Consider the following 22,144-nt stretch of genomic DNA (forward strand, 5'->3'; position numbering starts at 1 on the left):
ACGACGGTTTTCGTCTAGGCAGCGTGCATTTCGGTACGCACACGACACCGGCCGATCGCGGAACCGCGCAGACTGCGCGGTCCGATCGACCGGCTCGCTAACACCAACTTCAACCTGCGCTGACTTCGTCGATCCGGCGGATGTCGTCCTGATCGAGCTGAACCCGGATCGCTTCGCCGAGCGATGCCAGCTGCGCCAGCGACGTCGCGCTGGCGATCGGCGCGGTAATCGTCGGCCGCGCGATCTGCCAGGCGAGGGCGATGGCGGCAGGCTGCGTGCCGTGCTTCTCGGCTACCGCATCGAGTGCCGCAAGAATACGCAGCCCGCGTTCATTGAGATACCCGGCGACGCGATCGCCGCGCACGCTCTTCTTCAGGTCGGCCTCGCTGCGGTACTTGCCCGACAGGAAGCCGCTCGCGAGCGCGTAGTAGTTGACGACACCGAGCTTCAGGTCGCGCACGACCGGTTCGAGATCGCGTTCGTAGTCGGCGCGGTCGAGCAGGTTGTATTCGGGCTGGATGACCTGGTACGCGGGCAGGCCGTCGCGCTTGTTGATGTCGGCCGCTTCACGCAGCCGTGCGCCGCTGTAGTTCGATGCGCCGATGATCCGCACCTTGCCCGCGTCGATCAGCGTTTGATAGGCGCCGAGCGTTTCTTCGAGCGGGGCCGTATCGGCGAGGTCGCGGTGCGAGAAATACAGGTCGATGTAGTCGGTCTGCAGGCGGCGCAGCGAATCGTCGGCGGCTCTCAGGATGTTGTCGCGGGTCAGCCCCGCGCGCGCGGCGAGCAGCCCGACCTTGGTCGCGATCACGACTTGCTCGCGCTTGCCGGACCGCTTGAGCCACTTGCCGATGATCGTTTCCGATTCGCCGCCGCTGTTGCCGGGAACCCAGGCCGAGTAGACGTCGGCCGTGTCGATGAAATTGATGCCGGTGTCGGCGAGCGCGTCGAGCAGCGCAAACGACGTGTTCTCGTCGACGGTCCAGCCGAAGACGTTGCCGCCGAACGCGAGCGGCGAAACCTGGATGTTAGATGTGCCGAGGGTGCGTAGTGCCATGTTCTGCTCCGATATCTGCGGGTGACGGAATGGAACCGCGGGATGGGCCGAGACGATCACGGCGAGACGACGGGGTATGTGGTGCGGTCACGCCGTTGTCGCGGGACGCAGGACATTCTCGCCGATCGCTCCGAATCGTGCAGGCGGCGCACCGTCGCGATGGCGGACGGCATGACGCAGATGACGGACAACTCGTCCGCTGCGTGGGTGTTTCGCGTGGTTGCGTTCGATCGGGAACCGATTTTTTGTCGCGGCTGGCGCGAGGTGACGCGCAGCGGTGGGTGGCGTGAGGCGGGCGGCGGGCGGGAGCGTGGATGCTCCGGCATTGCGCCGAAGCGGGCGGGACGACGGGCGGCAAGCGGCCGCCCGCGCATTGGCGAGCCGGTCAGCGCAACTGCACCGCCGCGAGAAACAGCACCATGCTGCCGATCGCGCCATCCAGCACACGCCACGCCGTCGCCTTGCGGAACCATGGCGCCAGCAGTCGCGCCCCGTAGCCGAGCCCGAGGAACCACACGACGCTGACCGACATCGCGCCGATCGCGAACGCGAGCCGCGCGCCTTCCGGCTCGCGAGCACCGGCCGTGCCGATCAGCAGGAACGTGTCGAGATACACGTGCGGGTTGAGCCACGTGAACGCGAGCGTCATCAGTACGATCGCGAGGCCGCTCTGCGGCGGCGGCGCGACCGCGTCGCCGCGCACGTCGAGCGTTTCGTGGCCCGGCTTGAACGCGCGGCGCAGCGCGTTGATGCCGAACCACGCGAGATACGCGAGGCCGACGTACAGCACCGCATGGACGAAGGTCGGATAGCGTTCGACGAGCACCGACGCGCCGCCGACGCCCGCGCCGATCAGGATCATGTCGGACAGCGCGCACAGCAGCACGATCTTGCCGACGTGCGAGCGCATGATGCCCTGCCGCAGCACGAATGCGTTCTGCGCGCCGATGGTGACGATGAGCGAGCCGCAGAGTACGGCGCCATGGGAAAAAGCGAGCCAGTTCATGATGGGTGACAGCAGTGGAAGCAGTAGACGGATGAATCGGGTAGCGCTAGTCTGCGGTCAGCCTGAAAATAAGAGAAGCTAAATCACCTAATGCCGATTAAGGAAATCTAATGCTCGACTACGCGTTGCTCGATGCCCTCGCGGCCGTGATCCGGCACGGCTCGTTCGAGCGGGCGGCCAAGGAGCTGAATGTCACGGCGTCGGCCGTGTCGCAGCGCGTGAAACTGCTGGAGGAGCGGGTCGGCAGCGTGCTCGTCAAGCGCGGGCAGCCCTGCGTCGCGACGACGTCGGGTGCGCTGCTGTGCCGGCATACCGAGCGCGTGCAACTGCTCGAGGCCGAGCTGGGCGGCTGGATGCCCGCACTACCGGGCCAGATCGCGAGCGCGTGGCCGACGTTGCGCGTGGCCGTCAACGACGACAGCGTCGCGACGTGGTTCATCGACGCGGTCGGGCCGTTCTGCACGGAGCGCGAAACGTTGCTCGACCTCGTGATCGACGACCAGGATTACACCGCGTCGCGCATTCGCGACGGCAGCGTGCAGGGCGCCGTGACCGCGCAGGCGGAGCCGATCCAGGGGTGCCGCTCGGAGCGGCTCGGGCGCATCCGCTACCGCGCGGTGTGCTCGCCGGCGTTTTACGAACGCTACTTCAACGCGGGCATCACGCGCGATGCGCTGCGTCGCGCGCCGTGCGTGATGTTCAATCCGAAGGACGGGCTGCAGGCGCGTTTCATCCGGCGCGTGACGCGCGCGGATCTCGATCCGCCGCAGCACTGGATACCGCACGTCGCGGGCTACCTGCGTGCGTGCGAAACGGGATTGGGATGGGGGATGTGTCCGGACCGGATGGTCGACCGCCAACTGGCGGCGGGTGAACTGGTCGACATGTCGCGCGGGCGAACGATCGACATCGACCTCTACTGGCAGAGCTGGCGTTTGTCGATCGGCTGGCTCGACGATTTCAGCGCGGCGCTGAAGGCGCGCGCCGCGCTGTTTCTCGATTGACCGATCGCGTGACGCAGGCGGCGCGCGCGAGGTGCGCGCCGTGCGGCATCACATCAGACGTGATGCAAGCCGTCGAAATCGACGATATGGACGTGGCGGCCCTGCATTTCGATCAGACCGCGCTTCTGGAATTTCGACAGCGTGCGGCTGACCGTTTCGAGCGTCATGCCGAGGTAGCTGCCGATGTCCTCGCGCGTCATCCGCAGGTTGAATTCCGACGGCGAGTACCCGCGCTTCAGGTAGCGCGACGAGACGTCGAGCAGGAACGCGGCGACGCGCTCTTCGGCATTCAGCGAACCGAGCAGCATCGTTTGCGACGTTTCGCGCACGATCTGTTCGCTCATCAGCTTGTGCATGCGCAACTGCATCGAACCGGCCTCCGAGCACAGCGCCTTGAGCGCGCTGTACGGAATCACGCAGACCGAGCTGTCTTCCAGCGCGACCGCGGTGCGCGGGTGCGTGTCGTCGCAGATGCCGTCGAGGCCGAGCGCTTCGCCGGCGAGATGCAGGCCGGTGACCTGCTCGCGGCCGTCGTGGCGCGTCGCGACGGTTTTCAACGAGCCCGAACGCACGGCGTACAGGTTGTCGAATGCGTCGCCTTCGCGGAACAGCGCTTCGCCGCGCTTGACGGGGCGCGCCGCGCAGATGACCGACTCGAGGCGACTGAGCGCTTCGGGCGCCAGGCCCTGCGGCATGCACAGGTGCCGCATGGCGCACGACGAGCAGTGCGCGGCCTGGCGAGGAGCCCAGCTACCGGCATGAGGCGTGGCGGCGGGACGTGTGGCGACGGGCGTCAGCATGATCGTTTACTCCGGCGTTGAATCGACGGAATCATTGTCCCACCGCAACTTGCCGCTGTCGGGTGACAAAACGTCGCGATTGCCCGCGCATGCCGAACGCTGCTTACGCGGCCGTTTCGTCGACGTTGGCGGCCGCCGGAATCAGCAGCACGGGCAGCGTCGCGTGGCGCACGCACTGCTCGGCGATGCTGCCCAGCACGAGACGGCGGAACCCGCGGCGGCCGTGCGTGCCGAGTACGATGAGATCGGCATCGAACGCTTTCGCGCCCTCGAGGATCAGCGACGATACGTCGTTGAGCGACGTCGCTTCGCCCAGCTTCGTCTCGCCCTTCACGCCCGCTGCCTGCATCAGCGCGGTGAAATCCTTCGCGAGTGCGTTGCCCTGCGCGACGAGCTGATCGCGCAGCACGGACGGATCGTAGCCGGGCACGTTATAGTAGATCGCGGCGTTCTCGACGACGTAGAACGGTTGCAGCTCGGCACCGTGCGATTTCGCGAGCGCCAGCGCGGCATCGAACGCATGGCGGGACGTGTCGCTGCCGTCGACGGCAACCAGAATACGCTTGTACATAGTGTCTCCGAGTGGCGGGTTGAAACGAAGTCGGCCGGATGGCCTATCGGGCTGGGCAATGCGCAATGCTGCGAGGCAGAGTAAACCAACGGCCGGGACTTTGCAGTGAGGTGCCGGTCGCGCCGCGCGGCGGCGCCGCTTCCGTTTCCGCGGCGCACGGCCATGCACCTACGCATGCTGCGACCCGCGACGCGTCTCGTGCGACGTGGTGGCCGCTGTTGTCTGCATCGTCGGCGGGAAGGCGCGCGCGCATCGGTGTCGCGCGTGGCGCACGCACACGCCTCGCCGCGCACGCCGATCGCATCGACACGACATGGCGGTCACCAGGATGCATTGCCCGCATCGCCATTCAATCGCAACCGCGCCGTTTCGACATGACCTCGATCAACGCATGTGCGTCGGTGCAATTCACGGCGTGCATGGCGCCGCCCGCGCCGCTGCGCGGAATCATTCGTTCGTGCATCGTGCATCGTGCGGTTGCCGGTGCACGATCCGCGCACGGTCGCATACGCCGATCGCCGATCGCCGGCCGTCGGCCGATACCGGTTCGCAAACGAACGACCGATTCAAACGCCGCGCCGGCTATCTCGGCACGGCCGCCAGCTCGAAGACGCGCTCCGGCCGACGCTGGTGGCCGGGCCAGTACGTGCTGCCGTACATCCGGTGGACGGGCCCGAACAGCGCGTCGCTCAGGGGCGGCGGCGCGTCGAAGCCCTTCTCGATCACCATGTAGCCGGCACGCAGCGCGAACGCCGGATGATTGCCGCCGGGGCGGCTGTCGAAACCGGCGAAGCCGTCGCCGGCTTCCGGCATCGCGTTGACGAGCGACGCGTTGCTGCGCGTGATTTCGTCGGGCGAGATCGGCCCGCCGCCGGCGAGGCGCGACGCCTCGCGGTTCTTGCCATCGGTGTCGACCGTGCTGTCGTGCGTGTCGTCGTTGTCGAGCTCGATGCTGCGCGGACGCGAACGTTCGGTTTGACCGGATGATTCCATCGCGGCTCTCCTCGCGGCGAAGCGTTCCGGATCGAAGCAAATCCCGTTCCGGGCGTGACGGGAAAAGACGCGCGGGCGATCGCCGCGGTCGCGCGACGCGCACTGATTTGTCATGATTTATTTCAGCTAGAAGACGCGTTTTCTACAGAGTATGATTCTTTTCCTGCGAAGCGGCGACAGGGGATTCAGTCGCGCCGCCTCTGCCCGCGCCGGGGGGCCGCAGCACCCTTAAAGACGGGTAGTGAACAACAAAGCAAGGGACTAGAGGTGGCGGATTCATGCAAGCGACTACTGCCTTCACGCACCGCGGTTATCTGTTGAACTGCGCGCCCGCGCGCGCCAGCGACGGTTCGTTCAAACCCTACGTCGTGATCTCCCGATCGAGCGACGGGGAACTCGTTGCGAACCGATTTTTCCCGATCGAACTCCAGTTCAACGACGAAGGCGATGCGATCGCGCACGCGCGCGACTGGGCCGTGCGATGGATCGACGCGAGCAGCATCACGATCTGACGCCGTCGCGATCCAGTGCCATCGGCCGTCCGGCCGAGCCCCGGCGTGCCGCTCCCGGACAAAAAACGCGGTAATCTTGCGGAACCCGTCACTTTATTAGCGGCCGTGCGATCGAGCGCGGCTGCCTGCATTGGCATATGTCGACATCACCCGCCCGTCAGTGGGGCCTTGAAGAAATCGTCGCCGGCTTGCGCGAGTCGCGCGAGGAACTCCATCGCACGCGCCATCCGCGCGGCATTCGCGAACTGCCGTCGCGCGATGCAATCTGCAAGATTGTGACCGGCCTGCGCGCGTCGATGTTTCCGACGCACTACGGCGCAGCGGATCTGACCGACGAAAGCGTCGACTTCTACGTCGGCCACACGCTCGAAAGCACGCTGCGCATCCTGTCCGAACAGATCCGCCGTGCGTTGCCGTTCCTGCCCGAGCATGCCGATACGCCGTTCGCCGAGCTCGACGAACGCGCGTTCGAAATCGCGCGCGAATTCGGCCGGCAGTTGCCGGCGGTCCGCGCGCTGCTCGTCAGTGATATCCAGGCGGCGTATGCGGGCGATCCGGCCGCGCAGCACATCACCGAGATCCTGCTGTGCTACCCGGGCGTGCTGGCGATGATGCATCACCGGCTCGCACACGCGTTGCACCAGCTGGGCGTGCCGCTGCTGGCGCGATTCATCAATGAAATCGCCCACTCGGCCACCGGCATCGACATCCACCCGGGCGCGCAGATCGGCCCGAGCTTCTTCATCGACCACGGCACGGGCGTCGTGATCGGCGAGACGGCGATCATCGGCGAGCGCGTGCGCGTGTACCAGGCCGTCACGCTCGGCGCGAAGAGCTTCCCCGCCGATGGCGAAGGTGCGCTGGTCAAGGGCAATGCGCGGCACCCGATCGTCGAGGACGACGTGGTGATCTACGCGGGCGCGACGATTCTCGGCCGCGTGACGATCGGGCGCGGCTCGGTGATCGGCGGCAACGTGTGGCTCACGCACAGCGTGCCGCCCGGCACGAGCGTCGCGCAGGGCAAGGTGCGAGAAGGCGGGAGCGCCGACAAGCCGTAACGCGGCGCGCGCCCGACGGCTGCCGGCCGTCGACGCGCGCACCGGTCAGTGCTTGCCGTCGGGCGCGCGGTGCTTGTACAGCACGTCCTGGTCGACGCGGATCAGGTTCTGCCCCGCATCGACGACGAAATCCACACCGTTGTACGCGTTGCCCGTCAGCATCAGGATCGCGCTCGCGACGTCGTCGGGGCCCGCGATGCGCGCGAGCGGCGTCGAGGCGCGGCTCGCGTGTTCGAAGTCGGCCTGCGTCTGGTCGTCGCTCGGCAGCATCAGCCCGGGGAACACCGCATTCACGCGCAGCACCGGCGCGGACGACAGCGCGAGCATCTGCGTGAGGTTGCCGAGCGCGGCCTTCGCGACCGTATAGCTGAAATGGTCGCGGTGAAAGTTTTCCTTGATCTTCTGGTCGACCACGTTCACGACGACACCCTGCGTGCCGGCCGCGCGAGCCCGTTCGTAGAACGCGCGCGTGAGCAGGATCGGCGCGCGGCAGTTGACGGCCCACGCCTGGTCGAACGCCGCGAGGTCGAAGCTCGGGAAATGGTCCTGCCAGAACACCGACGCGTTGTTGACGAGCACGTCGAGGCGCCCGAAGCGCGCATATACCTCATCGATCAGCGCGGTGATCTGCGCGGCATCCGACAGGTCGGCCTGCAACGCGACCGAATCGTGTCCGCGCTCGGCGATCGCACGGGCCGCCGCCTGCGCGGCATCGGCCGAACGGTCGTAATGCACCGCGGTGCGATAGCCGTGCGCGGCGAAATACTCGGCGAACGCGCGCCCGGCCCGGCGTGCGGCGCCGGTCACGAGCACGACGGGCGCGTGCGCCGCTTGCTTCGTCTGCTCCATTACGTATTCGTCAGATTCACGGAAGAAGGATTCGCGACGATCGACAGGAATTCGCGCCGCGTCGACGGATCGGTGCGGAACGTGCCGAGCATGCGTGACGTGACCATCTCGACGCCCGGCTTGTGCACGCCGCGTGTGGAAATGCACTGGTGCGCGGCTTCGAGGATCACGCCGACACCCTTCGGCTGCAGCACGTCGAACAGCGTGTCGGCGATCTGCACGGTCATCTTTTCCTGGATCTGCAGGCGCTTCGCGAACGCGTCGACGAGGCGCGCGAGCTTCGAGATGCCGACCACGCGATGATTCGGCAGATACGCGACGTGCGCGCGGCCGATGATCGGCACCATGTGGTGCTCGCAATAGCTCTCGAAGCGGATGTCCTTCAGCACGATCATTTCGTCGTAGCCGTCGACTTCGCTGAACGTGCGCGCGAGGATGTCGCGCGGCTCCAGCGCATAGCCGGCGAAGAACTGCTCATAGGCGCGCACGACACGCGCGGGCGTGTCGATCAGGCCTTCGCGGGCGGGATCGTCGCCGGCCCAGCGCAACAGCACGCGAACCGCGTCCTCAGCTTCTTCGCGGCTCGGTCGGGATGCGGCCGGCTCTGGCCGCGCGGACTTCTTTTTAGCCATCTATCTGCTCCATCGAATGCCGCCGCCGGGGCGGCGCGGAATCCGGGCATTGTTTCATGCTTTCGCGGGACGCGTGTGCGGCCCTGGGGCCCGGCACTCACTTCGGCCATTCGTCCTGCTCGTCGTTGAACAGCGACGCGACGACGCCGCGCAGCCACGCGGTGCGCGGATCGTTGTGATACTTGCGATGCCAGTGCTGCTTCAGGTCGAAGCGCGGCAGCGCCAGCGGCGGCTCGACGGGCACGATGAACGCGTGCTCGGCCGCGTACGCATAGCCGATCGCGTGCGGGACCGTCGCGATCAGGTCGGTGCGGCTCAGGATGAACGGCAGGCTCATGAAGTGCGGCGTCTCGAGCACCGCGCGGCGCTGCATGCGCTGCTTCGCGAGATATTTCTCGAGCACCTCCTGACTGCGGCCTTCGGCGCGCACCACCGCGTGCCCGCACGTGAGGAACTGCTCGACCGTGAACGGCGGTGCCTGCTCGAACGGATGGCCGCGCCGCATCAGGCACACGAACCGGTGCGTGAACAAACGCTGCTGGAAGAAGTTGTTGCCGTCGAGATCCGGGAAGTAGCCCACCGCGAGATCGATCGAACCGGCTTCGAGTCCACGCCCGACTTCGTCGTGCGCGAGCGAGACCGAGCGCAGGTTCGCGTGCGGCGCGCGCGTCGCGAACGCCTGCAGCAGCTTCGGCAGGAACACGATCTCGCCGACGTCCGACAGCGCGATCGAGAACGTATGCGTGCTCGCGGCCGGGTCGAAGTCGTGCGGCGCGACGAGGCCGCGTTCGATCTGCGCGAGCGCGTCGCGGGCGGCCGGCAGCAGTGCGAGCGCGCGCGGCGTCGGCTCCATCCCGCGCGACGTGCGCACGAACAGCGGATCGCCGAAGTACGCGCGCAGGCGGCCGAGCGCCGTGCTCACGCGCGGCTGGCTGACGCCGAGCAGGTCGCCCGCGCGGCTCACGTTGCGCGTGTCGTCGAGCGCGACGAGGTAGGGAATGAGGTTCAGATCGAGCGCATCCATCGCCGGGCCAGTATCGTCAAAACGTATACAACATATCTCCTGAATCGCGTTGCCGCATAGTCGGGAAAGCGCTCAAATGGCTTCCATTACTCGAACCAAAGTTCTGGAGACGAACAATGCGCACCCAAGTCGCGATCATCGGCGCCGGCCCGTCCGGCCTTCTGCTTTCCCATCTGCTGCGCCTGCAAGGCGTCGATTCCATCCTCGTCGAAGCGCGTTCACGCGAATACTGCGAGAACCGCATCCGCGCCGGCGTGCTGGAGCAGGGCACGGTCGACACGCTGAACGAAGCCGGCCTCGGCGACCGGATGCGCCGCGAAGGGCTCGAACACCACGGCATCGAACTGCTGTTCTCGGGCCAGCGCCACCGCATCGACCTGTCCGAGCTGACCGGCGGGCGCGCGATCACCGTCTACAGCCAGCACGAAGTGGTGCGCGACCTGATCGCGGCCGGCGTCGAGCATGGCCACGCGATGCACTTCGAGGTAAGCGACGTCGCGCTGCACGACGTCGAGGGCGAGCACCCGTTCGTCACGTTCAAGCACGCCGACGGCCGCGAAGACCGCATCGACTGCGACTACATCGCCGGCTGCGACGGCTTCCACGGCATCGCGCGCCAGACGATTCCGGCCGAGCGGCTGAACACGTTCGAGCGCGTCTATCCGTTCGCGTGGCTCGGCATCCTCGCCGACGCGGCACCGTCGCTCGACGAGCTCGTCTATGCGCATCACGACAATGGTTTCGCGCTGTTCTCGATGCGCTCGCCGACGGTCACGCGCCTGTACCTGCAGTGCAAGCCCGACGAAGACCTCACCGAATGGTCGGACACGCGGATCTGGGACGAATTGCACACGCGCTTCTCGAACGACACGGGCTGGACGCCGACCGAGGGCCGGATCACGCAGAAGAGCGTGACGCCGATGCGCAGCTTCGTGTCCGAGACGATGCAGCACGGGCGCCTGTTCCTCGCCGGTGACGCCGCGCACATCGTGCCGCCGACCGGCGCGAAGGGGATGAACCTGGCGGTGGCCGACGTCCGCGCGCTGTCCCGCGCGCTCGGTGCGCGCTACCGCAACGGCGACGCGACGCTGCTCGACACGTATTCCGCGACCTGCCTCGAGCGCGTGTGGCGCGCCGAGCACTTCTCTTACTTCATGACGAACATGCTGCATTCGTCGCCGGAAGACTCGCCGTTCGTCAATCGCCTGAAGTTTGCCGAGCTGAAATACGTGACCCGCTCGCGGGCCGCCGCGCAGGCGCTCGCCGAGAACTACGTCGGCTTGCCGTTCGACGACGCAGCGCCCCCCGAGGCAACCCGCCTTGACAACGCGCTGTGCGCGACTCTATGATCGGCCATCGTTCGCTAATCGAATCTAGGTTCGATTAGCGAACAAAACCGGGATCGACATCGGCCCCGGCGCGGCACGCGGCACGCGCGTGTCCCCTCGACAGGCCGCGCATCGAGCCGCGGGTTCGTATCAGGAAGAGACATGGTCAACAAGATTTTCGAATCGCTTCAGTCGGCGGTGGCCGACATCCACGACGGCGCGACAATCATGATCGGCGGCTTCGGCACGGCAGGCATGCCGTCCGAGCTGATCGACGCGCTGATCGAACAGGGCGCGCGCGACCTGACGATCGTCAACAACAACGCGGGTAACGGCGAGACCGGCCTCGCGGCGCTGCTGAAGGCGAAGCAGGTGCGCAAGATCATCTGTTCGTTCCCGCGCCAGAGCGACTCGCAGATATTCGACGGGCTGTACCGCGCCGGCGAGATCGAGCTGGAACTCGTGCCGCAGGGCAACCTCGCGGAGCGCATCCGCGCGGCGGGCGCCGGCATCGGCGGCTTCTTCACGCCGACCGGCTACGGCACCAAGCTCGCGGAAGGCAAGGAAACGCGCGTGATCGACGGCAAGCCGTATGTGTTCGAGACGCCGATCCACGCCGATTTCGCGCTCGTGAAGGCGTACAAGGGCGATCGCTGGGGCAATCTCGTGTATCGCAAGACGGCACGCAACTTCGGGCCGATCATGGCCAGCGCCGCGAAGGTCGCGATCGTGCAGGTGTCGGAAGTCGTGCCGCTCGGCGCGCTGAACCCGGAACACATCGTGACGCCGGGCATTTTCGTCCAGCGCATCGTCGAGGTGCCGCAGGCCGCGCACGCGGCCGAGCTGGCCGCCGAACACGCCACGTCCCAAGCCGCCTGAGGAGACCCGACATGAAACGACTGACCCGCGATGAAATGGCCAAGCGCGTCGCCCAGGACATCCCCGAAGGCGCGTACGTGAACCTCGGCATCGGCGTGCCGACGCTGGTGGCGAACCACCTCGACCCGAGCAAGGAAATCTTCCTGCACAGCGAGAACGGGCTGCTCGGCATGGGCCCCGCGCCCGCGCCCGGCGAGGAGGACGACGAACTGATCAATGCCGGCAAGCAGCACGTGACGCTGCTCACCGGCGGCGCATATTTCCACCACGCGGATTCGTTCGCGATGATGCGCGGCGGCCACCTCGACTACTGCGTGCTCGGCGCGTTCCAGGTGTCCGCGACCGGCGACCTCGCGAACTGGCATACGGGTGCGCCCGATGCGATTCCGGCGGTCGGCGGCGCGATGGATCTCGCGATCGGCGCGAAGCAGGTGTTCGTGATGATGGAGCACCTGACGAAGCAGGGCGAGAGCAAGATCGTCGCGCAGTGCTCGTATCCGGTCACCGGCGTGCAGTGCGTGAGCCGCATCTATACGGATCTCGCCGTGCTCGACGTGACGGCCGACGGCCTCGCGGTGAGCGAGATCTTCACCGACCTGTCGTTCGACGAACTGCAGAAGCTGACCGGCGTGCCGCTGATCGACGCGACGCAAAAGGCCGCTGCCTGAACCCCGAGCGTGCCGGCGCGTGCGCTTGCGCGCAGGCCGGCACGCTTGGGTGGACAATAGGCGCACGCCGTTTCCCCAATCTGATGCCATGCTCGAAGACAGCGCCCGCCTCACCTCCCTCATCTGCGGCACCGAGCCGCTCAACCGGATCTGGTCGCCCCGCGCGACGATCCAGCGGATGCTCGACGTCGAGGCCGCGCTCGCGCGTGCGCTCGCCGCGCAGCAGGTGATTCCCGCCGCCGCGGTCGCGCCGATCGAACGCGCATGCGATGCCAGCCGGCTCGACGCCGACGCGCTTGCGCACGGTGCGGCGCTCGGCGGCAATCTCGCGATTCCGCTCGTCAAGCAGCTCACCGCGCAGGTGAAGGCCGACGATCCCGAGGCCGCGAAGTTCGTGCACTGGGGCGCGACGAGCCAGGACATCATCGATACCGCCACCGTGCTGCAGTTGCGCGACACGCTCGACGTACTCGAACCGATGCTCGACGAAGCATGCGCATCGCTCGCGGCGCTCGCGCGCACGCATCGCGCGACGCCGATGATCGGCCGCACGTGGCTGCAGCAGGCATTGCCCATTACGCTCGGCCTGAAATTCGCGCAATGGCTCGATGCGCTGCTGCGCCATCGCGCGCGCTTCGCCGAATTGCGCGAGCGTGCGCTCGTGCTGCAGTTCGGCGGCGCGGCCGGCACGCTCGCGAGCCTGCGCGAGCAGGCGGCTGGTGTCACGGCCGCGTTGGCGGCGGACCTGAAGCTCAAGGCGCCCGCCGTGCCGTGGCACACGCAGCGCGACCGCATCGCGGAAGCCGCGTCCTGCTTCGGCATGCTGACGGGCACGCTCGGCAAGATCGCGCGCGACGTGTCGCTGCAGATGCAGACCGAAGTCGGCGAGCTCGGCGAGCCGGCGGCGGCGGGCAAGGGCGGCTCGTCGACGATGCCGCACAAGCGCAACCCGGTCGGCTGCGCGGCCGTGCTGACGGCTGCCGTGCGTGCGCCGAACCTCGTCGCGACGGTGTTCGCGGGCATGGTGCAGGAGCACGAGCGCGCGCTCGGCGGCTGGCAGGCCGAATGGGATGCCTTGCCCGATCTCGCGCGCCTGACCGGCGGTGCGCTGGCGCAGATCGCGCAGATCGTCGTGGGCCTCGACGTGAACACCGAACGCCTGGCCGCGAACCTCGACCTGACGCGCGGGCTGATTCTCGGCGAAGCGGTGATGCTCGCGCTCGGCGACAAGATCGGCCGGCTCGACGCGCATCACGTCGTCGAACATGCGTCGAAGGAAGCCGTGCGCACGGGCGCGACGCTGTTCGACGTACTCGCCGCCGATGCGACCGTGTCGGCCCACCTGTCGCGCGACGCGCTCGCGCGGCTGCTCGATCCCGCTCATTACGTCGGCGAGGCGCAGGCCTACGTCGACGCCGTGCTCGCGCTGCACGCGGGCGCGCAATCACCAGGAGAACATTGATGCCTTTCGCCACTGTCAACGGCGTGAAACTGCATTACCGGATCGACCGTGCCGCGCGCGACGACGCGCCGTGGCTCGTCTTCTCGAACTCGCTCGGCGCCGACCTGCAGATGTGGGCGCCGCAGATCCGCCCGCTCACGCAGCACTTCAATATCCTGCGCTACGACACGCGCGGTCACGGCCATTCCGACGCGCCGGCCGGTTCGTACACGATCGAACAGCTCGCCGGCGACGTGATCGGCCTGCTCGACCACGTCGGCATCGCCCGCGCGTATTTCTGCGGGATCTCGATGGGCGGCCTGACGGGCGCGGCGCTGGCCGCACGCTTCCCGTCGCGCATCGTTCGCGCGGTGCTGTCGAACACCGCCGCGAAGATCGGTTCGCCGGAAGTATGGGCGCCGCGGGCGCAGAAGGCGCGTGCCGAAGGGATGGCCGCGCTTGCCGACGCCGTGCTGCCGCGCTGGTTCACCGACACGTTCGTCGAACGCGAGCCGCGCCTGTTCGACGCGATCCGCGACACCTTCGTGCATACCGACAAGGACGGCTATGCGGCGAACTGCGACGCGCTGAACGCAGCCGACCTGCGCGAAGAGGTGAAAGGCATCGCGCTGCCGGTGCTCGTCGTGACCGGCGCGAAGGACATGTCGACGCCGCCCGACCAGGGCCGTGCGCTGGCCGCCGCGATTCCGGGTGCGCAGCACGTCGAATTCGACGCCGCGCATATTTCGAACATCGAGTGCACCGACGGCTTCAACCGCGCGTTGCTCGATTTCCTGACCGCGTGAGGCACCGGCGATGGATGACCAGGAACGTTATGAAGCAGGGATGAAGGTGCGTCGCGCGGTGCTCGGCGACGCGCACGTCGACCGTTCGCTCGAGAACCGCACCGAGGTGACCGACGAATTCCAGAACCTGATCACGCGCTATGCATGGGGCGAGATCTGGACGCGCGACGGCCTGCCGCGCCATACGCGCAGCCTGCTGACCATCGCGATGATGGTGGCGCTGAACCGCGGTGAGGAACTGGCGCTGCACCTGCGCGCCGCGCGCAACAACGGCGTGACGCGCGACGAGATCAAGGAAGTGCTGCTGCAGACCGCGATCTATTGCGGCGTGCCGGCGGCGAATTCCGCGTTTCATCTCGCGGACAAGATCTTCAAGGAGCAGGATGGGGCCGCCTAGGTGCGGCCGGTTAAGTACCTGTAGTCCGATGTTGAGTCGAGGCCCGCGGATGGTTCGCGGGCTTCGGCGATGAATGAACGTGCCGGCAGAGCATCGGCGCGCGGCGCACCGGATGACCGGTGCGCGAATAAAGGCAAGACGTGGTTCCGAGGCCGCGTCGCTTGTATATATCAGGAGACTCGCGATGAATCGCACACCCGTGGTCGATGTCCAGACCTTCATCAACGAGCAGCCGTTCGGCGGTTTTCAATGGCTCGTATTCCTCATGTGTTTCGTGATCGTGCTGCTCGACGGCTTCGATACGGCTGCGATCGGCTTCATCGCACCGTCGCTGCTCGGCGAATGGAACCTCACCAAACCGGATCTCGCACCGGTGCTGAGCGCCGCGCTGTTCGGCCTCGCGTGCGGCGCGCTCGTGTCGGGCCCGCTGTCCGACAAGCTCGGGCGCCGCTCGCTGCTGCTCGGCTCGGTATTCCTGTTCGGCGTCGCATGCCTGATGTCCGCCTTCTCGACGACGATCGGACACCTGACGATCCTGCGTTTCATCACCGGCGTCGGGCTCGGTGCGGCGATGCCGAACGCGGTCACGATGATGGGCGAGTTCTGCCCGGACAAGCGTCGTGCGACCGTGATCAACCTGATGTTTTGCGGCTTCCCGCTCGGCGCCGCGTTTGGCGGTTTCCTCGCCGCATGGATGATTCCGCATTTCGGCTGGCGCAGCGTGCTGATCCTCGGCGGCGTGACGCCGCTGCTGCTCGGCGTGCTGTTGCTGCTGAAGATGCCGGAGTCGGTGCGCTTCATGGTCGCCAACCACCACGCCGTCGACAAGGTTCGCGCGACGCTCGCGCGCATCTCGCGCGATGCGCTGAATGCCGGCTCGTTCGCGCTGACCGAAGCCGCACCGCAGACCGGCAGCAAGGGCCTCGGGGTCGTGCTGTCGCGCTCGTACATCGTCGGCTCGGTGATGCTGTGGCTCGCGTACTTCATGGGGCTCGTGATCTTCTACGCGTCGATCAACTGGATGCCGATCCTGCTGAAGGATGCCGGCCTGACGCCGAAGAGCGCGACGCTGATCTCCGCGCTGTTCCCGCTCGGTGGCGTCGGCGCGGTGCTGTGCGGCGTGCTGATGGACCGCTTCAACGCGAACCGCGTGATTGCCGTGTGCTACGCGCTGACGGCGGTGAGCGTCTACGCGATCGGGCAGGCGGCCGGCAACGTCGGGCTGCTCGTGCTGGTCGTGTTCGTGGCCGGCGTGCTGATGAATACCGCGCAATCGTCGATGCCGGCGCTCGCCGCCGCGTTCTATCCGACCGAGGGGCGCGGCACGGGTGTCGCGTGGATGCTCGGCGTCGGCCGCTTCGGCGGGATTGCGGGATCGTTCCTCGTCGCCGAGCTGACGCGCCGGCATTTCTCGTTCGCGGGCGTGTTCGCGACGATCGCCGTCGCGGGCTTGCTCGCGTGTGTCGCGCTGCTGATCAAGCAGATGGCGCGGCCGCATGGCGTGACGCAGTCGGCAGGCAAGATCGAATCGCTCGGGCATTGAGCGACGCGCGGGCCGGTGCGATGCGCCGGCCCCCTGATACGGCGGCCGTCGGGCCGCCGGCTATTCCTCCGTGTCGTGTTCCCGCACGAAGTTGCGCAGATACGCGCGCAGCGCGGCCTCCCGGCCGCGGTGATCGGCGAGGTTCGCGGCGCCCATGTCTTCCTCTTCACCGAACATCGTCGGCGGCGCGCTGTAGATACCGATCTCGATGTCCTCGCGCAGCACGCGAATCTCGTGCGTGAGCGGGTGATACTCGGCGATCCAGTGCATCCCCTCGATGTGCTCGCCCGCCCTCAGCAATGGCTTCATCGACACTCTCCCGGCAGCAGCGGCGCAACCGGCGAAACGGCTGCGCGCGCCCGTAACAAAAGGGTACGCCTGCATCGGGCGAATCTCAACGGGCGCGCGGTGAGCGCTCACTACGTCAGCAGGTGCGCGACCAGCGGATACAGCGACAGGATCAGCAGCACGGCCATCGTCATGTTGAAGATGCGCAGCGCGCGCGGGTTCGACAGGAAGCGGCGCAGGCCGAGGCCGAATGCGGCCCACAGGCAGATGCACGGGAAACCGATCAGGATGAACACGACGGCCATCCAGGCGGCGTTCATCCCGTAGTCGGCGGACAGGCGGACCGTCGTCGCGGCGGTCAGCACCATCATCCAGGCCTTCGGGTTGATCCACTGGAACGCGGCGGCTTCGATGAACGTCATCGGACGCGGCTTGCCGCCGTGCGCCTTCACTTCGCCCGACGTGCCGATGCGCCACGCGAGGTAGAGCAGGTACGCGACGCTCGCGGCTTCGAGGATCGTGTACAGCAGCGGCATGCGCTTGAACGCTTCGCCGAGGCCGAAGCCGACGCAGAGCATCAGGATCGCGACGCCGATGCTGATGCCGAACAGGTGGGGCATGGTGCGGCGGAAACCGAAATTGACGCCGGATGCGAGCAGCATCGTGTTGTTCGGGCCGGGCGTGATCGACGTGACGAGCGCGAACAGCATGCCGGCGGGCAACGCGCTGAGGGTGAGGAATTCCATCGCGGATTCTCCATTCGGGTCGGGACTGGGATGGAGGTCAGTTTAGCGACGGTTTTCTGTACAGTACCGGTACAGTTGGTTTGACGAATGCCGGTACGGGGGAGGGGTGGAATGATTGTGGGGGGCGACGCTTGTTGTTTCTCAAAAAAGATATCCACAGTCTCAATATGTTGTCTTTGAATAAAAGCGACGTTTCCTTGCTTGTGAGCTCGATCTGCAGCGTTATGAGTCGAATATTGAGTCAATTTTTGGGGAACGCATATCTTCGCACAATCTTATGACGATTGATGGCGTGCTTACCAAGTCCGCGAAGCCAGCACGCTGGGCGACGCGGTGGAGGAGGTGGTCAACGTCCCACTGCCGCTGCACAACGGCGATTATCTTCGTCTCGAACAGCACGGCACCTGGAAACGACAGCGGGGTCGTGCGGTCCCGTTGTCGCTTCTAGGGGGCAGCACCGCGCCGGCACCCGTCGCGCAGATTGAGCCGTGCTATTGTTTATGCGCCGGAACAAGTAAAAGCCATTGGACGATGGGCCAACAACAAGACCTGTACGACCGCTGGAAACAGGCGAGAGCGCAACTGAACGACCTGTTCAAGAAGCCCGAAAACACGCTCATTGTTCACTACTCTTGCGAGAGTTTTTACGACCAGACCAAGGCGGACTCGCCACGCGTCACGTCGATTGCAGTAAGAAACCTGCAATCCGGGCAGACTCATTCGTTTTCGATCCATTTTGCTGCAGAGCGCGCTCACGCCCTCGACCAGATTGAAAATCGGCATGACGAGTTTGAGCAGGCGATGCTGACGGACTTTTTTGCGTTCGCTCGCGACCATCAGTTTCACACCTGGCTGCACTGGAACATGCGAGACATGAACTCCGGTTTCCCGGCGCTGGAACACCGCGCGGCGGTGTTGGGCTCGCGAAGTTTCCACATAGACAAGAAGCAACTGGTGGACTTGTCTCATGTGCTCATCGCGATCTACGGCAACAAGTACATGGGTCACCCGCGCATCCGGTCGCTCATGGAAAAGAACCAAATCACGCCCCGCGATTTCATGGTCGGACAGAGCGAGGCCGAAGCGTTGGAGCAGAAGCGGTTCTTGGACATGCATCGTTCAACCCTGTCGAAAGTCGACGTGTTCGCCAACTTCGCCGAGCGCGCTCTTAGCGGGACGCTGAAAACCAACGCCAACTGGTTCGAGCGAAACGGGCGCTCCTTCAAAGCCGGAATCGAAAAGATCAGGGAGCATTGGTTCTGGGGGGCGTTGATTGCCATGGTCTTTGGAGCCTGGAACTACCGCGATCAAATCGTCCAGATTTTGGGGCTGGGCCTCGAAACATCTGGTGCACGGCTGACGGACGAAACTTGCCGCGTGTGCGGTCAGCGGTACTGCTCGGCGTGCTACATTCCCCGACAAAACAACGGGGGATGAACGTGCGAAGTTTCAACAGCGTGGTGGACGAGGCGCGGTTGGTCGCCAGTCCAGCCGAGACAGTGGCCAAGTACCTTGAAGATCGCGGTGCGCAGGTCGCAAAGCAGCCGTTCAGCGATACGGCTGACGAGCAGTTCGGACAGGCGCAGCTGGAACGGCACGATCCACTGATCGATCTCCCCGTTGTCCTTAGTCTCAATGTGCTGTTCGTGAATAAAATCCATTCTCATGAAGTCGACAGTAAAAGACCATGCTAGTCTGTCAGAAAGAACTTGATCATTAAACTAGATGAGCGTCTCTTTTAATCAAAGGCCCAAAAAAGTTGGGTCAGTTCAGGTTGAGGAAACGGAGAATTTGCCCGATGCCAACACATACTGGGTTGTGCACGGTCGGCTGGCGGCTGGCGGCTATCCTCTGAACCCATCTCGGGGAACTGACAGACAACGGCTTGCCGCTTTTTTGGAGTGCGGCTTTCTAGATTTTGTCGATCTTACCGAGCTAGGTGAACTTGATGAATACGCTCCGCTCCTCGAGGACATTGCGGCAGAACACAAGCAGGAAGTATCGCATACGCGTTTTCCGATTGTAGATCGAGGAATTCCGTCTCCGATCCTCATGGACCAGTTGGTCGCCCATTTGAGCAAGTGCTTAGAAAATGATCGCCGTACCTATATCCATTGCCTGGCTGGAGTTGGGCGTACGGGCATTGCTGTAGGCTGCTATCTGGCAGCAAGCGAAAAAATTGATGCGCTGGGCGTACTGGGATCACTTCGACTATTACGCAGTGGGATAGAGAAGTTCGATCGGTTTCCCGTATCCCCGTCTCTGGCAGCGCAGCGCGCATTTCTTCTGAAGTGGGTGGAAGTGCGTCGAGCAAAAGGCGGATAACCGCCGAAATTGCGCGGGTGTCCGGCCCCTTCATCTCCCTTCGAAAGGTCTGATCAACTCAAGGGCGCGTAGCACGTCAATCATTCTTGCGACATCGGAGGGAGCGATCCCCAGTTGTACGGCCATTTGCGTCTTGACGAGATTTGATGCGATGGGTGTGTGATAGCCAAGGAAAACCACTGCCATCGATCGATCAATACCGTGCATTGTCTGGCGCGTGCGAATATAGAAATTCCGTTTCAGTCTGACGATAAACGCGGGGGCAGATATAACGAACATGTCGCCGTGTCCTTCATCGTGCTCCGCGGCAACTGCGTATGGCAGATCCATTGCGATAAGACTGCAAAGTTGCAACTTGTGCGCGAACTCCAGGGTTGCCGATACGTCCCGTTCCAGGTCACGCTGACTATCGCCGGTAAAGAGTTCTCTTTGCATATACTCCATATGGAGAGGAGAGTCTCCACCTAGCATCTTCCGGCTTCGAAGCGCCCGCCATTTTTCCCTCATGTAAGTATCACCTCGAGCTGCTAGAAGCAGATCCATGCATGACTGCATGTAACGCCTGGCGAAGAGCGCACTTATAGGTGTATCAAAAGCGAGTGTCGCCCCCAGCAAGTCGTCAAAGGTGCCAAGCGTCGTGCTGTAAGCGCAATCGATGGCTGCCTCCTTCAACGCTTCAATATCGGACCCTGCAACGAGATTCCGGTACAGTTCCTCTCCCACCAGTGGCATGCCTCGCATCAGCCTGTGTCCATAGTCGATATCGACCCATGACTGACCGCCTTGTCGAAATCTAGAGCGCAGTTTCTCGATATCGGCCCTGAAGGTGGCGAAGGAAATCAGGCGATATTCGACTCTCTTTCCCTGGATGATTTCTGTGTGAAATCCTTTCGCAATGGTTTCGGGGACCTGTTCGGTGAGGATCAGGAAATCGTAATCCGAACTGGGGGTTGCAAATCCCTCGCTGACGGACCCATTTACGCAGATGACCAAATCATTGCTCAGAGATGCGAATCTATCTGAGAGATGAGCGGCCACATCTCGTGCGTTGTCAAGTTGAGGGTGATGTGTCATTTTGCTTGATCTGCTCTGTTAATCTCGTTTACGTACCCCGCGCAATTTCCAGAGCGCAAATGGAGGTGCGAATCAGCCTCCACCGTAGTGTCGTCGATGTCCGTTGGTGTGAGCCAGTCAGCATGGCGGGCAGGGCGCTCTGCAATCTGTGTACCAGACGGCGCATCCTTCGACGAGGACAGTATTCGCGAGAAGTGTTGGATGGTTTTCTGAAGACCTTCCTTGAGCCCGACAAGCGGGCCGGGCCACTCGAGCTGCGAGAGGGCTAAGCCGATATCCGGACACCTGCGGGCGGGATCGTCAGTCAGCGCTTTCGAAAATTCGATCGGGCTTTGTGACCCCGTCAACGCTACGATTGCCGTCGCGAGACTCGCAATCGAGATCTCACCGGGATTGCCGATGTTGACTGGCCCGCGAAACACGTTGGAGGTTTCCATGGTCGCGAGAATCCCTGCAACCATGTCGGAGATATAGCAGAAGCTACGGGTCTGCGCTCCCGTGCCGTTGACGCGCAGCCCGTTGCCAGTCAGAGCATTGACGATGAACTCGGGGATCACACGACCATCGTGGATGCTCATTCGAGGACCGTAGGTATTGAAGATGCGCACGATCTTCACTTCAACGCCCGCTGTCTCGGCATAGGCATGACAAAGGGCTTCGGCAACTCTCTTTCCTTCATCATAGCAACTACGTGGGCCGGTTGTGTTAACTGAGCCGCGATATGGTTCAACTTGCGGATGAACCTCCGGATCGCCGTAAACCTCGCTCGTAGAAGCCTGGATGAAAGGGACCTTATTGACCCTCGCAAGATCCAGCAGATGTCGCGTACCTTCAAAGTTCACGCGTAGCGTACGGATGGGGTCCTTTTGATAGGCAATGGGTGAAGCTGCGCAGGCAAAATTCAGTATCGCGTCACAGTCAATCCCTCTCGGACGCGTGACATCACCCTCTATGAACTCAAATCTTGGGTCCACGAAAAGGTGTCTGATATTTTCCATCGTGCCTGTGCTCAGGTCGTCCAGGCAAATGACAGATCGCCCGCTTGAAATCAATGCATCACAGACGTGACTTCCAATGAATCCTGCACCGCCAGCCACGAGAATGCGTTGTTTTGTCATTGTGTAGTCTTGCAATCCACCCACC

General features: G+C 64.5%; 25 protein-coding genes. 13 read left to right on the plus strand and 12 right to left on the minus strand.

Features of this window, described 5'->3' with window-relative positions:
- Positions 1-109: 109 nt before the first annotated feature.
- Together G3N96_RS00315 and G3N96_RS00320 are read right to left on the minus strand one after the other, a co-directional pair.
- Positions 110-1,057, minus strand: coding sequence for an aldo/keto reductase (locus G3N96_RS00315; protein WP_124580289.1), 948 nt, complete (start codon positions 1,055-1,057; stop codon positions 110-112).
- A 385-nt stretch (positions 1,058-1,442) separates the two neighbouring features.
- Complete coding sequence (locus G3N96_RS00320; protein WP_206135817.1) at positions 1,443-2,063, minus strand: LysE/ArgO family amino acid transporter; 621 nt, start codon at positions 2,061-2,063, stop codon at positions 1,443-1,445.
- 110 nt (positions 2,064-2,173) lie between these two features.
- Here G3N96_RS00320 and G3N96_RS00325 point away from each other — a divergent pair, with 110 nt between their 5' ends.
- Positions 2,174-3,067: a LysR family transcriptional regulator ArgP gene (locus G3N96_RS00325; RefSeq protein ID WP_124580293.1), complete on the plus strand. Its 894-nt coding sequence runs from the start codon at positions 2,174-2,176 to the stop codon at positions 3,065-3,067.
- Between the two features lie 53 nt (positions 3,068-3,120).
- Here the strand turns inward: G3N96_RS00325 and fnr are convergent, their stop codons facing one another.
- The 3 genes from fnr to G3N96_RS00340 form a co-directional block, all read right to left on the minus strand.
- Entirely contained in the window at positions 3,121-3,867 is a 747-nt protein-coding gene (gene fnr / locus G3N96_RS00330; protein ID WP_124580295.1) for a fumarate/nitrate reduction transcriptional regulator Fnr, read from the minus strand.
- Between the two features lie 103 nt (positions 3,868-3,970).
- Entirely contained in the window at positions 3,971-4,438 is a 468-nt protein-coding gene (locus G3N96_RS00335; RefSeq protein ID WP_089443684.1) for a universal stress protein, read from the minus strand.
- A 582-nt stretch (positions 4,439-5,020) separates the two neighbouring features.
- Positions 5,021-5,431: a DUF3005 domain-containing protein gene (locus tag G3N96_RS00340; protein ID WP_124580299.1), complete on the minus strand. Its 411-nt coding sequence runs from the start codon at positions 5,429-5,431 to the stop codon at positions 5,021-5,023.
- Between the two features lie 278 nt (positions 5,432-5,709).
- Between G3N96_RS00340 and G3N96_RS00345 the strand changes: the two genes are divergently transcribed.
- The gene (locus G3N96_RS00345) at positions 5,710-5,943 is read left to right on the plus strand and encodes a hypothetical protein (protein WP_011356723.1); all 234 of its coding nucleotides are present in this window, start codon (positions 5,710-5,712) and stop codon (positions 5,941-5,943) included.
- A gap of 137 nt (positions 5,944-6,080) precedes the next feature.
- Complete coding sequence (gene epsC / locus G3N96_RS00350) at positions 6,081-7,001, plus strand: serine O-acetyltransferase EpsC (RefSeq protein WP_089498047.1); 921 nt, start codon at positions 6,081-6,083, stop codon at positions 6,999-7,001.
- Positions 7,002-7,046: 45 nt separating this feature from the next.
- Here the strand turns inward: epsC and G3N96_RS00355 are convergent, their stop codons facing one another.
- The 3 genes from G3N96_RS00355 to G3N96_RS00365 form a co-directional block, all read right to left on the minus strand.
- Positions 7,047-7,850, minus strand: a complete 804-nt coding sequence (locus G3N96_RS00355) for an SDR family oxidoreductase (protein WP_206135818.1) — start codon at positions 7,848-7,850, stop codon at positions 7,047-7,049.
- Positions 7,850-8,482 carry a GTP cyclohydrolase I FolE gene (gene folE, locus G3N96_RS00360; RefSeq protein WP_021157584.1) on the minus strand — a complete coding sequence of 211 codons (633 nt, stop codon included), beginning with the start codon at positions 8,480-8,482 and terminating at the stop codon, positions 7,850-7,852. Before folE ends, G3N96_RS00355 begins: the two co-directional genes overlap by 1 nt.
- Before the next feature lie 97 nt (positions 8,483-8,579).
- Complete coding sequence (locus tag G3N96_RS00365) at positions 8,580-9,506, minus strand: LysR family transcriptional regulator (protein ID WP_206135819.1); 927 nt, start codon at positions 9,504-9,506, stop codon at positions 8,580-8,582.
- A gap of 116 nt (positions 9,507-9,622) precedes the next feature.
- On the opposite strand from G3N96_RS00365, the gene pobA reads away from it, so the two are divergent.
- From pobA to G3N96_RS00400, 7 genes are all read left to right on the plus strand, one after another.
- On the plus strand, positions 9,623-10,855 hold the full coding sequence (pobA, locus tag G3N96_RS00370) for a 4-hydroxybenzoate 3-monooxygenase (RefSeq protein WP_206135820.1): 1,233 nt from the start codon (positions 9,623-9,625) through the stop codon (positions 10,853-10,855).
- A 141-nt stretch (positions 10,856-10,996) separates the two neighbouring features.
- Positions 10,997-11,713 (plus strand): 3-oxoacid CoA-transferase subunit A, encoded by a 717-nt coding sequence (locus G3N96_RS00375; RefSeq protein WP_039344485.1) that lies wholly within the window; start codon positions 10,997-10,999, stop codon positions 11,711-11,713.
- 11 nt (positions 11,714-11,724) lie between these two features.
- On the plus strand, positions 11,725-12,381 hold the full coding sequence (locus G3N96_RS00380) for a CoA transferase subunit B (protein WP_034189746.1): 657 nt from the start codon (positions 11,725-11,727) through the stop codon (positions 12,379-12,381).
- 88 nt (positions 12,382-12,469) lie between these two features.
- Positions 12,470-13,843, plus strand: coding sequence for a 3-carboxy-cis,cis-muconate cycloisomerase (locus G3N96_RS00385; protein WP_124580309.1), 1,374 nt, complete (start codon positions 12,470-12,472; stop codon positions 13,841-13,843).
- Positions 13,843-14,628, plus strand: coding sequence for a 3-oxoadipate enol-lactonase (gene pcaD, locus G3N96_RS00390; RefSeq protein ID WP_124580311.1), 786 nt, complete (start codon positions 13,843-13,845; stop codon positions 14,626-14,628). Before G3N96_RS00385 ends, pcaD begins: the two co-directional genes overlap by 1 nt.
- Before the next feature lie 10 nt (positions 14,629-14,638).
- Positions 14,639-15,025 (plus strand): 4-carboxymuconolactone decarboxylase, encoded by a 387-nt coding sequence (gene pcaC / locus G3N96_RS00395; RefSeq protein WP_046548861.1) that lies wholly within the window; start codon positions 14,639-14,641, stop codon positions 15,023-15,025.
- Between the two features lie 184 nt (positions 15,026-15,209).
- Positions 15,210-16,568 (plus strand): MFS transporter, encoded by a 1,359-nt coding sequence (locus tag G3N96_RS00400; RefSeq protein ID WP_206135821.1) that lies wholly within the window; start codon positions 15,210-15,212, stop codon positions 16,566-16,568.
- A gap of 60 nt (positions 16,569-16,628) precedes the next feature.
- Here G3N96_RS00400 and G3N96_RS00405 read toward each other — a convergent pair whose 3' ends face one another.
- Both G3N96_RS00405 and G3N96_RS00410 read right to left on the minus strand, forming a co-directional pair.
- Complete coding sequence (locus G3N96_RS00405) at positions 16,629-16,877, minus strand: hypothetical protein (RefSeq protein ID WP_046548863.1); 249 nt, start codon at positions 16,875-16,877, stop codon at positions 16,629-16,631.
- A 110-nt stretch (positions 16,878-16,987) separates the two neighbouring features.
- Positions 16,988-17,602 carry a LysE family translocator gene (locus tag G3N96_RS00410; protein ID WP_206135822.1) on the minus strand — a complete coding sequence of 205 codons (615 nt, stop codon included), beginning with the start codon at positions 17,600-17,602 and terminating at the stop codon, positions 16,988-16,990.
- A gap of 333 nt (positions 17,603-17,935) precedes the next feature.
- Between G3N96_RS00410 and G3N96_RS00415 the strand changes: the two genes are divergently transcribed.
- From G3N96_RS00415 to G3N96_RS00425, 3 genes are read left to right on the plus strand one after another with little or no spacing between them, the layout of a single operon-like run.
- Positions 17,936-19,039, plus strand: coding sequence for a hypothetical protein (locus G3N96_RS00415; protein ID WP_241022383.1), 1,104 nt, complete (start codon positions 17,936-17,938; stop codon positions 19,037-19,039).
- A complete protein-coding gene (locus G3N96_RS00420; RefSeq protein WP_206135876.1) occupies positions 19,036-19,296 on the plus strand; it encodes a hypothetical protein in 261 nt (86 codons plus the stop codon). The genes G3N96_RS00415 and G3N96_RS00420 overlap by 4 nt, the downstream gene beginning before the upstream one ends.
- 31 nt (positions 19,297-19,327) lie before the next feature.
- Positions 19,328-19,927, plus strand: a complete 600-nt coding sequence (locus G3N96_RS00425; RefSeq protein ID WP_206135823.1) for a dual specificity protein phosphatase family protein — start codon at positions 19,328-19,330, stop codon at positions 19,925-19,927.
- Positions 19,928-19,957: 30 nt separating this feature from the next.
- Here the strand turns inward: G3N96_RS00425 and G3N96_RS00430 are convergent, their stop codons facing one another.
- Both G3N96_RS00430 and G3N96_RS00435 read right to left on the minus strand, forming a co-directional pair.
- Positions 19,958-21,001 carry a nucleotidyltransferase domain-containing protein gene (locus G3N96_RS00430; protein ID WP_206135824.1) on the minus strand — a complete coding sequence of 348 codons (1,044 nt, stop codon included), beginning with the start codon at positions 20,999-21,001 and terminating at the stop codon, positions 19,958-19,960.
- The gene (locus G3N96_RS00435; RefSeq protein WP_206135825.1) at positions 20,998-22,143 is read right to left on the minus strand and encodes an NAD-dependent epimerase/dehydratase family protein; all 1,146 of its coding nucleotides are present in this window, start codon (positions 22,141-22,143) and stop codon (positions 20,998-21,000) included. Before G3N96_RS00435 ends, G3N96_RS00430 begins: the two co-directional genes overlap by 4 nt.
- Between the last annotated feature and the right edge of the window lies 1 nt (position 22,144).

Origin of the sequence: Burkholderia sp. Se-20373 (genome assembly GCF_017104705.1) — a bacterium.
Classification (GTDB): Bacteria; Pseudomonadota; Gammaproteobacteria; order Burkholderiales; family Burkholderiaceae; genus Burkholderia.